Annotated in this window: 11 protein-coding genes; 5 read left to right on the top strand and 6 right to left on the bottom strand. The window is 67.9% G+C overall.

The window, feature by feature from the left end; translation table 11 throughout:
• Nucleotides 1-360: 360 nt before the first annotated feature.
• From RTO53_RS17095 to hemH, 3 genes are all read right to left on the bottom strand, one after another.
• Nucleotides 361-2,130, bottom strand: a complete 1,770-nt coding sequence (locus RTO53_RS17095; protein WP_312238927.1) for a methyl-accepting chemotaxis protein — start codon at nucleotides 2,128-2,130, stop codon at nucleotides 361-363.
• Between the two features lie 756 nt (nucleotides 2,131-2,886).
• Entirely contained in the window at nucleotides 2,887-3,735 is an 849-nt protein-coding gene (locus RTO53_RS17090; RefSeq protein WP_312238926.1) for an alpha/beta hydrolase, read from the bottom strand.
• Nucleotides 3,732-4,694, bottom strand: a complete 963-nt coding sequence (gene hemH, locus RTO53_RS17085) for a ferrochelatase (RefSeq protein ID WP_312238925.1) — start codon at nucleotides 4,692-4,694, stop codon at nucleotides 3,732-3,734. The genes RTO53_RS17090 and hemH overlap by 4 nt, the downstream gene beginning before the upstream one ends.
• 165 nt (nucleotides 4,695-4,859) lie before the next feature.
• On the opposite strand from hemH, the gene RTO53_RS17080 reads away from it, so the two are divergent.
• From RTO53_RS17080 to tatC, 4 genes are all read left to right on the top strand, one after another.
• Nucleotides 4,860-5,762 (top strand): YSC84-related protein, encoded by a 903-nt coding sequence (locus RTO53_RS17080; RefSeq protein WP_312238924.1) that lies wholly within the window; start codon nucleotides 4,860-4,862, stop codon nucleotides 5,760-5,762.
• A 73-nt stretch (nucleotides 5,763-5,835) separates the two neighbouring features.
• Nucleotides 5,836-6,063, top strand: coding sequence for a Sec-independent protein translocase subunit TatA (gene tatA, locus RTO53_RS17075; protein WP_312238923.1), 228 nt, complete (start codon nucleotides 5,836-5,838; stop codon nucleotides 6,061-6,063).
• 15 nt (nucleotides 6,064-6,078) lie between these two features.
• Nucleotides 6,079-6,639: a Sec-independent protein translocase protein TatB gene (tatB, locus tag RTO53_RS17070; protein ID WP_312238922.1), complete on the top strand. Its 561-nt coding sequence runs from the start codon at nucleotides 6,079-6,081 to the stop codon at nucleotides 6,637-6,639.
• Nucleotides 6,636-7,382, top strand: a complete 747-nt coding sequence (tatC, locus tag RTO53_RS17065) for a twin-arginine translocase subunit TatC (RefSeq protein ID WP_312238921.1) — start codon at nucleotides 6,636-6,638, stop codon at nucleotides 7,380-7,382. Before tatB ends, tatC begins: the two co-directional genes overlap by 4 nt.
• A gap of 178 nt (nucleotides 7,383-7,560) precedes the next feature.
• Here tatC and RTO53_RS17060 read toward each other — a convergent pair whose 3' ends face one another.
• The 3 genes from RTO53_RS17060 to RTO53_RS17050 form a co-directional block, all read right to left on the bottom strand.
• A complete protein-coding gene (locus RTO53_RS17060; protein WP_312238920.1) occupies nucleotides 7,561-8,463 on the bottom strand; it encodes a BPSS1780 family membrane protein in 903 nt (300 codons plus the stop codon).
• Nucleotides 8,464-8,590: 127 nt separating this feature from the next.
• The gene (locus tag RTO53_RS17055) at nucleotides 8,591-9,310 is read right to left on the bottom strand and encodes a glutamine amidotransferase (RefSeq protein ID WP_312238918.1); all 720 of its coding nucleotides are present in this window, start codon (nucleotides 9,308-9,310) and stop codon (nucleotides 8,591-8,593) included.
• Nucleotides 9,282-11,132 (bottom strand): ATPase, T2SS/T4P/T4SS family, encoded by a 1,851-nt coding sequence (locus RTO53_RS17050; protein ID WP_312238917.1) that lies wholly within the window; start codon nucleotides 11,130-11,132, stop codon nucleotides 9,282-9,284. The genes RTO53_RS17055 and RTO53_RS17050 overlap by 29 nt, the downstream gene beginning before the upstream one ends.
• Before the next feature lie 118 nt (nucleotides 11,133-11,250).
• Between RTO53_RS17050 and RTO53_RS17045 the strand changes: the two genes are divergently transcribed.
• A partial coding sequence (locus RTO53_RS17045) for a glycine--tRNA ligase subunit alpha (protein WP_312238916.1) occupies nucleotides 11,251-11,701 on the top strand: 451 nt, incomplete at its 3' end.

The following is an 11,701-nucleotide window of genomic DNA, read 5'->3' as shown; positions in this document are numbered from 1 at the left end:
TACCTGATCGCGGGGAATACATTCACCTGCGGTGCCGAGCATGGCTCGGCCCTACCCGGTCGCGGGGAATGCACTCACCTGCGGTGCCGAGCATGGCTCGGCACTACCTGGCCCGGGGCCTGCTGCACAGATCGAGAAATAAAGACGGCGCCCTTTGGGCGCCGTTTTGTGTTCAATCTGCCAAGAGCAAGCCGCTCAGGAGGCCCGTGCTGCCGGTGCCGGCCCCGGTCCTGTTCCACCTATACCGGTGACGGTGCGCCGGAATAAAAAAACGGCGCCCTCGCGGGCGCCGTGTGTCCTTCTGGCTGCTACAGCCGCCGCATCATCAGTGCATGGCGCGGGTCCGGCTCGAACACTTGCTCAGACCTCCATGGCCTCCGCTTCGCGCGCCAGCGTCCTCGGCGGTTGCACGCGCTGCCCATGGCGGAACACCGCCACCGCTTCGGTCAGCTCGGCGGCCTGTTCCTCGAGCAGGCGGGCGGCCGCGCTGGCTTCTTCGACCAGGGCGGCGTTCTGCTGGGTGGCGTCGTCCATCTGCGCGACGGTCTGGTTGACCTGGTCGATGCCACTGGCCTGTTCCTGCGAGGCCGAGGAGATCTCGGCCATGATGCCGCTGACCCCGGCGACGCTGCCGACGAGCTCGGCCATGGTCCTGCCGGCGTCCTGTACCAGACGGGCGCCGTCGGCGACCTGCAGCACGGAGTCCTCGATCAGGCCCTTGATCTCCTTGGCGGCGTCGGCGGAGCGGTGGGCCAGCGTACGTACTTCGCTGGCCACCACGGCGAAACCACGGCCCTGGTCGCCGGCACGCGCCGCTTCGACCGCCGCGTTCAGCGCGAGGATGTTGGTCTGGAAGGCGATGCCATCGATCACGCCGGTGATGTCGCCGATGCGCCGGGAGGCGACCTGGATGGCCTCCATGGTGGTGACCACGCGGCCGACCACCTGGCTGCCGCGGCCGGCGACATCCTGCGCGCCCTGGGCGAGCGCGCTGGCCTGGCGCGCGTGTTCGGCGTTCTGGCGCACCGTGGAGGTGAGCTCTTCCATCGACGCGGCCGTTTCCTCCAAGTGTGCCGCCTGGCGCTCGGTACGCTCGGACAGATCGTTGTTGCCGGTGGCGATTTCGCTGGCCGCCAGTGAAATGGAACCGGTGCACTGCTTGATGCGCTCGACCATGGCGGTCAGCTGCGCAGCGGTGGCGTTGGCGTCGCGCTGCATGGCCGCGAATGCACCGTCGAAGTCGCCCTGCATGCGTTGGTCCAGGTCGCCCCGGGCGAGTGCGGAGAGCACCCGGCGGATCTCGCCGACGGTGCCCCCGACGCTTTCCAGCAACTGATTGATGCCGCCGGTCAGCCCATCGAGGAAGCTGGTGCCGGCGTTGCCCACGGGCAGGCGGCGATCGAGGTCGCCCTTGGTGGCGGCGGCGACGATGTCGGCCACGGCGGTCTCCAGCTGCAGTTCCTGGGTGCGGTCATGCCACTCCACCGCAAAGCCCAGGCGCTTGCCCTGTGCGTCGAACACGGGCGTCACCACCTGCGCGAAATGCACCGGGCCGATGCGGATACGGCCGTGGTGGACCTGCTGCAGCGTGTTGAGGATGGCGCGGATGCGATCCGGGCTGACATGGAAGCGGTGGATGCTGCTGCCGACCAGGCCGTCGACATCGAAGTCCGGGAACGCTTCGCGCAGGCTGTCCTGCTGGTTGCGCAGCAGGCGGATGACCGCGTGGTTGACGTAGCGGATCACGTGGTCGTTGTCGGCGATCATCATCGCGGTCCGCGAGACATCCAGTGCCTGGCGGATCTGCGCGTTGTGCTGGTGCCCGGCTTCGTCGCGTTCGCGGTCACTGGCCAGCGCGAGCGCGCTCGCGTTGGATTGGTGTGCTTCGCGCTGGACGTGGTGCGCCTGCCGACGTACGCGCGCGGCCAACACGCACAGCAGCGTTGCGGCCAGGACCAGTGTGAGCAGCAGCCACCATTGCCGCTGCCAAAGCGCGATGCCCAGCGCAGCGGCCACAAGGACCGCCACCGACACCAGGTAAAGGGTGTTGGTTCTGCCTGTCAGTGCGAAGGGGCGGAGCGGATGGGCGCGGTCGGGCGGACGGGACGGGGCGAGCGGATGGGCAGACATGGCGACTCCAGGATCATAAGCAGGCGGGATGGCCCGACGCGCACGGAGGCGGACAGGCGGAAGGCGCGCCGGACACCGCGTTTGCGGTGGGCGCTGCGAAAGAGGTGGGCGGCAGGGCGGACGACAGGCGATGAGGTGCACGGCACCCGCGTCGACGGTGCGGGGCACCGCCGGCATGGCCCGGTCCTTGTGGGCGATGGCACGGCCAACACGGCATTGCGACGACGTTCCCTGAAGCCCTGGGGTGGTGCGCGGCTTCGCGACGGCGGAGCAAGCGACGGCGCAGGCCGAAGACATCGTCCTGCTTTATCGGTATCGGTCGAATTCCGCGGAAGTTGAGTGCGTCAGGTTGTCGCAGTGGTTGATGGAGTGGCGTTGCGTTTGCGGCGGCCCGTGCCACTGCACAGCCGCGTGATCACCCGTCCATGCGTCAATGACATCGCAGTTGAGGTCGGCGGTCGTTCGGAAACCGACGCTACCGAGGCAGCATCACCGCGTCCGTATGGACGCCGTGCCGCATGCGACTGCCCCGACCTGTGCGGACACGGGTGTTGTATGCGATTGCTCGACCTGTGCGGGTACGGGCGTTGCACACGATTGCTCGTCCCGTGCGGACAGAGGTGTTGAATGCAACTGCCCGATACGTGTGGAAACAGGTGTTGAATGCGATTGCCCGACCCGTGCGGACACAGGTGTGCATGCAATTGCTTGAGCCGTGCGAATGCAGGTACCGCATTCGCTTACCGGGTGCGCATCTCAGCCAGCCAGGAACCCGCGGATAACATCACCGATTACCTGCGGATGTTCCATATGCAGGTGATGGGTGCCGGGGAACACCGCCAGGCGTCCGTCGCGCAGCAGCTTGATGCGCTCGCTGCGGAGTGGTTCGGGATAGTACGACTGCGCCGGCGTGGCATAGATCACCTGGGTGGGGCATTCGATCGCGGCGAGCAGGTCATCGATCTGCGCTTCGCTCAGGCGCATCGCGGTGGGCAGCATCAGGCGTGGATCACTGCACCAGCTGTAGCCGCCTTCGACCGGTTTGACCCCGCGTTCGACCAATAGGCGAGCGCATGGCTCGCTGAGCTGGTTGGTCATCATGCGGGCGCGGATCGGGGTGGACAGGTCGGGGAATACACGCAGGTTCCTGCCGGGCAGCGCACGTGCGGCGCGCACGTGTTCGCGCAGACGCTGGGCGGTTTCATCTTCGGGACCGCGCAGGCCGCCGAGGGCTTCGATCGCCACCAGCCGTTCGACGCGCTCGGGGGCGGCCGCTGCGGTCAGGCTGGCGATGCCGGCGCCCATCGAATGCCCGATCAGCGTGAAGCGATCCCAGCCAAGTGCATCGGCGACATCGAGTACGTGGCAGATCGCGCCAGGCGTGTTGTATTGGGTGCCGGCCGGCAGGTGCGCGCTGTGGCCGTGACCGGGCAGGTCGAGTGCGACCAGGTCCAGGTCGGGCAGGTGTGCGGCCAGGGGTACGAAGCTGGCCGCGTTGTCGAGCCAGCCGTGCAGTGCCAGCACGCGCCGACCACCCGGCTGCGCTGCGCGCAGACCGGCGGCGAGGAAGCCGCCGACATTCAGGGAAAACGGCTGCAGGGTCATGCCAGCGCCGCGATACTCAGCCGCGACAACGCCAGCGCGTGTTCGGGGGCGTCGTTGAGGCAGGGGATGTAGCGCATCCGCGCGCCGCGCTCGGCCACGGTTTCGGTGAAGCCCAGGGCGACTTCTTCCAAGGTCTCCAAGCAGTCGGTGGCAAAGCCCGGGCAGACCACGTCGATGGTGCGGACGCCGCCTTCGGCCATCGCCCACAGGGTCGGCTCGGCGTACGGCTGCAGCCATTTCTCGCGACCGAAGCGCGACTGGTAGGTGAGCCGCCAGGCGTCATCGGACAGTTGCAGCGCCTGCGCGATCGCCCGGGCACTGGCCTCGCAACGCTGCGGATAGGGATCGCCGGCATCGGCCAGGCGTTGCGGGATGCCATGGAAGGAAAACACCAGCTGCTCGCCGCGACCGTGATCGGCCCACCACTGGCGGATACGGGTGGCCACCGCCTCGACCCAGTCCGGATCGACCGCGTAATCGCGCACCAGGGTGACGGTGACGCCGGGATGCCGTGGCTGCCAGTCGCGCACCTGGTCCTCGATGGACGCGGTGGTGGTGGTCGAATACTGCGGATACAGCGGCAGCACCACGATCCGGCGCATGCCCTCGGCCGCCAGCCGGTCCAGCTCGGCGGTCAGCGCCGGGGCGCCGTAACGCATGGCGTGGCGCACCCGCACGTTGGGCATCAACGCCTGCATGGCCTCGGCCAGTCGCCGTGTGTAGACCATCAGCGGCGAGCCGTCGGGCAGCCACACCTGGGCGTACTTGGCCGCCGACCGACCACTGCGCAGCGGCAGGATCAGCCCGTACAGCAAGGGTTTCCACAGCAGTGGCGGGATCGCGACCACGCGGGGATCGGTGAGGAATTCAGCCAGATAACGACGCACCGCCGGGGCAGTGGGCGTCTCGGGCGTGCCTAGATTGACCGCCAGCACGGCGGTGTCGGGTGCGTCGAGCATAGGGGGCATTCTCGCAGGTCTGCGCGATCGCGGGATGGAATCGATGGATCGCCATGATGGAGGCGGCATATCAATAGACGGCATCACTCATTGCGGATTCATCGCAAGCCTTCTAAGTTCAGGATCTTGCTTTATCTTCGTCTGCATCGACTTCTGGAGCCCACCATGCGCCGCCTCAGCCTTGTACTGCTGATCTCCGCCAGCCTGCTGTTGTCTACCCAGGCGATGGCCGGGCCACAGGAAGACCAGCGCGCCCGCAACGCGGTGCGTGTATTGAATGAGATCCAGGAAATGCCCGAGCAGGGGATTCCGGACAAGTTGCTGGACGAAGGCCGCGCGATCGTGGTCATTCCCGACACGATCAAGGCCGGTCTGGTGATCGGCGGGCGCCGTGGCCACGGCCTGATGTCGGTCAAGAATGCCGACGGCAGCTGGTCCAACCCAGTCTTCGTCAAGCTTACCGGTGGCAGCATCGGCTTCCAGGCCGGTGTGCAGTCCTCCGACGTGGTGCTGGTGTTCCGCAACGACCGCAGCTTGGACAATCTGGTCAACGGCAAGTTCACCCTGGGCGCCGATGCAGGCGTGGCCGCCGGTCCGGTCGGGCGCAATGCCGCCGCCGCCACCGATGGCCAGCTGAAGGCCGAAATCTGGTCGTGGTCGCGCGCCCGCGGCCTGTTCGCCGGCGTTGCCCTGGATGGCGCGGTGCTGCAGATCGACGATGCCGCCAACCTGGATGCCTACGGCAGCAACACCACGCCGCGCATGGTGTTCGAGGGTCGGATGGGCGAGCCGCCGTCGATCGACGTGGTCGCCTTCCGCGATCGCCTGGAAGAAGCCACCTATTCCGCCCGTGAGAAGCGCGGCACTGCGGGCAGCGCGCCGGCACCGGCGGCACGCCAGGCCGCGCCGGTTGCTCCGCAGGCGGCGGCGCCGGTCACTGAACAGGCACCGGCGGCAGGCGCGACCACCGCGCCGCTGCAGCCGACCCCCGTCCAGCCGGCGCCCCAGCAGGGTTTCCAGTCGGTCGGGGAAGGTGAGGTCCGAACTGAATCGCTGGACGGCAACTGACTTTCGTCACGCGCGCCGGCCTGTGGCCGGTGCGCTATGCTCAACTGTCTGATCACTACGTAACGAGCAGCTCATGGGCAGTTTCAGCATCTGGCATTGGTTGGTCGTGCTGGTCATCGTTCTGCTGGTGTTCGGCACCAAGAAACTGACCAGCGGCGCCAAGGACCTTGGCAGCGCCGTCAAGGAATTCAAGAAGGGCATGCGCGACGAGGACAAGCCGAACGCGCAGCTCAGCGACAACTCGCGTCCGCAGGACTCGACGACGACGTCGCAGACCGAGCACGACCGCGCCCCGCGTTGATCGGGACGTTCGAGCGTGTTCGATATCGGTTTCAGTGAACTGCTGGTCATCGCGGTGGTGGCCCTGGTCGTGCTCGGTCCCGAGCGCCTGCCCAAGGCCGCGCGCTTTGCCGGGCTGTGGGTGCGCCGTGCGCGCAACCAGTGGGACTCGGTAAAGCAGGAGCTCGAGCGCGAGCTGCATGCCGACGAGATCAAGCGTCAGTTCCGCGATGTGCAGTCCTCGGTGCAGGACACCGAAGCGCAGCTGCGCGCCAGCGGTGAAGCGGTCCGTCGCGAGGCCGAGATGATGCGCCAGGACGTGGCGCGCCACGGCGATGCGATATCGGCTGTGGCTGGCGATGAGCCGGTGATGACCGGCCCGGCGCCGGGCTCGCCGGCCAGCGTCGCCCAGCACGTGGTGGCACCCGATGCGGTTTCGGTCGACGCGCCGCGCGATGCGATGGCCCCGCCGGGTATCGATGGCACTTCGCCGCGTGTGGTGCCGGCCGCGGTGGTAGCGCCGGACCCTGCTCCGCTGCCGCACGTCGAGGGCGCAGAAGGCACGGCCCCGCCGCCGCGCAACGAGGCACCGCGATGAGCGAACACGAGTATCCGGAAAGCTCGCTGGTGGAGCACCTGATCGAGCTGCGCGCGCGTCTGGTGCGCGCGATCATCGGCCTGCTCGCGGTGTTGCTGCTGTTGCTGCCGTTCTCGCGCACGATCTACACCTGGCTGGCCGAGCCGCTGATTTCGCAGCTGCCCAACGGCCAGACGATGATCGCGACCAACCCGGCCGGTGCCTTCTTCGCACCGCTCAAGCTGACCTTCTTCGTGGCCGTGTTCGTGGCGGTGCCCTGGCTGCTGTACCAGCTGTGGGCGTTCGTGGCACCGGGCCTGTACGCGCGCGAAAAGCGCCTGGCCGTGCCGCTGTTGGCGTCGTCGGTGCTGCTGTTCTACCTGGGCTGCGCCTTCGCGTACTTCCTGGTGTTGCCGGCGGTGTTCCACTTCCTGACCACGTTCCGCCCGGAGGTGATTGCGATCACTCCCGATGCGAATGCGTACCTGGACTTCGTGCTGGCGATCTTCTTCGCCTTCGGCAGCAGTTTCGAGTTGCCGGTGGCGATGGTGATCCTGGTGCTGCTGGGCTGGGTGTCGCCGCAGCAGTTCAAGGAAAGCCGCGGCTATGCGGTGGTGGGCATCTTCATCGTGGCCGCGGTGCTGACGCCGCCGGACGTGGTCTCGCAGCTGCTGCTGGCGATCCCGATGTGCGTGCTCTACGAGCTGGGGATCCATGCGGCCAAGTGGCTGGTGCCCTCGTCCGTGGTGAAGCCGGCTGGGTGATGGGTATGGGCGCGTCTGGCGACGGTAGCCGATCGGTGCCGTAGCCGATCGACGGCGGCGGATCAACGGCGGCGGATCAACGGCAGCCGACCAACGGTCGGCTCTACGGGGATCGGTGGCCGGAGTGCCCGACGCAAACAAAAACCCCGGCCTCTGCCGGGGTTTTTCGTTGTTGCGATCAGGCCGCGAACACGTTGCCTGGGCCGGGCACCGGTGGCGGCGGGGTGCGACCACGGTGCGCGAACATCTGCTTCCAGGCGGCATACACCGCACCGACATACAGCGGCATGATCACCGTGCTCATCGACAGCTGCACCACGAATGCCGCCGCGCCCATGCCGCCGAACAACAGCGCCAGCTGCATCAGGATGAACACCAGGAAATAGATGCACAGCGCGGCGATCAGGCCGAGCACCATGAACACCGCCATCGCGCCGAAGTTTTCCAGGCAGCCCTGCAGGCTCATGCGCAGCGCATGCATGCCGCTCTGGCGGTCGAACACCACCAGCGCCGGCTGGGTGAACATGGCCATGCTCAACGCGACGAAGGTAGCGAAGGTGATCAGGATCCACAGCAGGATGCGCTTGACCGGCGCATCGGCCATTAGCGCCAGGATCTGCTCGTTGCTGGGCTGGGTGCCGGACTGCTGCAACTGCTGCATCTTCTGCAGCATGTCGCTGGAGGCGGTCAGGCCATCGCTGCCGATCAGGGCGAACAGCAGGGTGCCCAGCGCGATCACCGCGATCAGCTGGATGGCCAGCGGCACCAGCAGGTGGGTGACGCGGCGGTCGCGGATCGGCTGCAGCAGATGGGTAGGCAGCGCCCGGTGGCCCTGGTCGATCTCGCTGACCGCCCACAGCATGCCGCCGAACACCAGCGGGCCGACCGCCAGCGACAACAGCTGCACCAGCAGCCCCAGCCAGCCGGGCAACAGTTGTGCCAGCACCAGGATCAGCGAGCTGACGATCATGCCGATCACGCCCAGCACCGCCAGTTGCAGCGGTGCGCGGCCATACAGGGAGAAAGCGTCCAGCAGCCATTGGGCGCCCGCCGAGGCGGGCAGCTTGCGAATCTCGCTCATACCATTCCGGAACAGGGGAGGGGCATGCGCGCCCCGAATCCGATCGATTATCCCTGTTTTCCGTGCGCGTCACCTGAAGGCCGGACACGTTCGCCGGGACACTGCATCGCGCCGGCCCGCAGGGCGCTCAGGCGTTGCGGGCCTGGCGCACGAACCGGCGCAGCAGCTGGCGTGCCAGCGGCGCGGCGCTCACCCCGCGGGCGACGCTGCGCGCGCAGCCGCCATGGCTGCGGATGCACTCGGCACGGGCGCGGACGTAGCCGCGCATGTGGTGGGTGGCGAACTCGGGGTGGAACTGCACGCCCCAGGCCTGGCGGCCGAAGCGGAAGGCATGGCAGTTGTCCTGCGCCGAACGCGCCAGGATCGCCGCGCCGTCGGGCGCGCGCAGCACCGTCTGCAGGTGGGTGGCGTGGGCCGGGAAGCGTTCGGGCAGGCCGGCGAACAACGGGTCGCTGCTGGCCGACGGGTCCAGCGCCAGTTCGATGGTGCCGGACTCGCGGCCGGCCGGGTTGTAGGCGACCTCACCGCCGAGCGCATGCGCCAGCAGCTGGTGGCCGTAGCAGATGCCGAACACCGGGCGGTCGTCATGGACCGCCCCGCGCAGCCATTGCGCGCTGCGTTCGCTCCAGTCGGCGCGGTCGGTGACGTAGGCCGCCGAGCCGGTGACGATCACCCCGGCGAAGTGGCGGTGGTCGGGCAGGGCGCCGCCGTGTTCGACATCGACCACGACCGTTTCGTCGGCATCCAGGCCGGCGGCGACCCGGATCCAATGCGGAAACCGCCCGTAGCGACGCAGCGAGGCGACGGGTTGGCCGGTTTCAAGAATCAGGAACGGGGCGGAATTCATCCGGGGGCGGCAGCACTGACAGGACTTCCTCGATTGTAGTCAGCCCTGCGGCCACCTTTTCAAGTCCCGCGCGGCGCAGGGTTCGCACCCCTTCAGCACGTGCGGCGCGGTTGAAGGCGGCCAGATCCATGTCCGCGCGGATCAGGGCGCGCAGCCGCGAACCCAATGGCAGCAGCTCATACAGCCCGACCCGGCCCAGGAAACCGGTGCGCCGGCAGTCGATGCAGCCGGCCGGTGCATATGGCGTGGGCGCCTCAGGTAATGCCTCTTCGCCATCAGCCAGCACCGCCCATTGGGCCGCACTGAGCGGGCGCGGCACCTTGCAGTTCGGGCACAGGGTGCGGACCAGGCGCTGGGCCAGGATGCCGTTGAGGGTGGAGGCCAGCAGGTAGTGCGGCACGCCCAGGTCGAGCAGGCGGGTGATCGCCGAGGGCGCGTCGTTGGTGTGCAGGGTGGACAACACCAGATGGCCGGTGAGCGAGGCCTGCACCGCCATCTGCGCGGTTTCCAGGTCACGGATTTCGCCGATCATGATGATGTCCGGGTCCTGCCGCAGCAGGGTGCGCACGCCGCTGGCGAAATCCAGGTCGATATTGGTCTGCACCTGCATCTGGTTGAATTCCGGCGCGATCATCTCGATCGGGTCTTCCACCGTGCAGACGTTGACGTCCGGCGTGGCGAGCCGTTTCAGCGTGGAATACAGGGTGGTGGTCTTGCCCGAGCCGGTCGGGCCGGTGACCAGCACGATGCCATGCGGACGTTCGACCAGGGCGGTCCAGCCGGCCGCTTCCTGCGGGCTGAAACCGAGCTGGTCGATGCTCTTGAAGGCCGCATCCGGGTCGAAGATGCGCATCACGCACTTCTCGCCGAACGCGGTGGGCATGGTCGACAGACGCATTTCCACCTCGCGCCCGCCCGGCGACCGGGTCTTGATGCGGCCGTCCTGCGGGCGTCGGCGCTCGGCCAGGTCCATGCGCCCGAGCACCTTGATGCGGCTGACCACCGCGGTCATCACCGCCGGCGGCACTTCAAACACCTTGTGCAGCACCCCGTCGATGCGGAAGCGCATGCGGCCCATGTCGCGGCGCGGCTCCAGGTGGATGTCCGAGGCGCGCTGCTCGTAGGCGTACTGCAGCAGCCAGTCGACGATGTGCACGATGTGCTGGTCATCGGCGTTGACGTCGCCGGCGCGGCCCAGTTCGACCAGCTGCTCGAAGCTGGGCAGGGTGGCGTTGGCCTCGCCGCGCACGTCGCCGCGCGCACCGCGTACCGAGCGGGTGACCCCGAAGAACTCCATGGTGTAGCGGTGCAGGTCCAGCGGGTTGACCATCGCCAGCTCGATCCGGCGCCGGGTCAGGTGCTGCAGGTCGCGCAGCCATTCCTGCACCAGCGGCTCGCTGGTGGCCACCAGCAGGCGTTCACCATCCACGGCCAGCGGCAGGAAGCGGTGGCGGCGCGCATAGGCGTGGGAGACCACGGCGGTGACCGAGGCCACGTCGACCCGGGTCGGGTCGATGCGCAGGTAGCGGGTGCCGGTGCGCGCGGCCAGCCATTCGGTCAGCCGTTCCAGGCCGAGTTCGCCGCCGCCGCTGGCGGCCAGCTTCAGGTTGGCCAGCAGCACCAGCGGATGCACTTCGCTGGCATTGCGTGCGCCCTGGGCGGAGAAGCGGATGCGCTCCAGGTCCGAAGCGGCGACCAGGCCATCGGCGACCAGCGCGGCAACCACCTGCTCGAAGCCGAGCCGGCCCGGCGGCAACGGGACCGCCACCCCGGTGCCGGGATCGGCGGAGGGGGCGAAATGTACGGGAGGGCGCTGTTCCATCCGCCAAATTCCTCGAAGCGCGCCAGGCGCGCGGTGTAATGGGGTGGGCCACCCGGAAGGCGGCAACGCGGTCGCTCGCTATACTAGCGCACCCCTTCTGCAGGCAAGAATCCGCCGCATGTCCGTCACCAAGAGCGTTCCGATCACTTTCCAGGGCCTGATCCAGACCCTCAACCAGTATTGGGCGCAGCAGGGCTGCGTGCTGATCCAGCCGCTGGACCTGGAGGTGGGTGCCGGTACCTTCCACCCGGCCACGTTCCTGCGCTCGATCGGCCCGGAAAGCTGGAATGCCGCGTACGTGCAGCCTTCGCGCCGTCCCACCGACGGCCGCTACGGCGAAAACCCCAACCGCCTGCAGCGCTACTACCAGTACCAGGTGGCGATGAAGCCGAGCCCGGACAACATCCAGCAGCTGTACCTGGATTCGCTCAAGGCGCTGGGCATCGACCCGCTGGTGCACGACCTGCGCTTTGTCGAGGACAACTGGGAATCGCCGACGCTCGGTGCCTGGGGCCTGGGCTGGGAAGTCTGGCTCAACGGCATGGAAGTCACCCAGTTCACCTACTTCC

Origin of the sequence: Stenotrophomonas sp., assembly GCF_031995405.1 — a bacterium.
GTDB lineage: Bacteria > Pseudomonadota > Gammaproteobacteria > Xanthomonadales > Xanthomonadaceae > Stenotrophomonas.
Note: the sequence above shows the minus strand (reverse complement) of the source record. Positions and strands in the feature narration are given on the sequence as shown.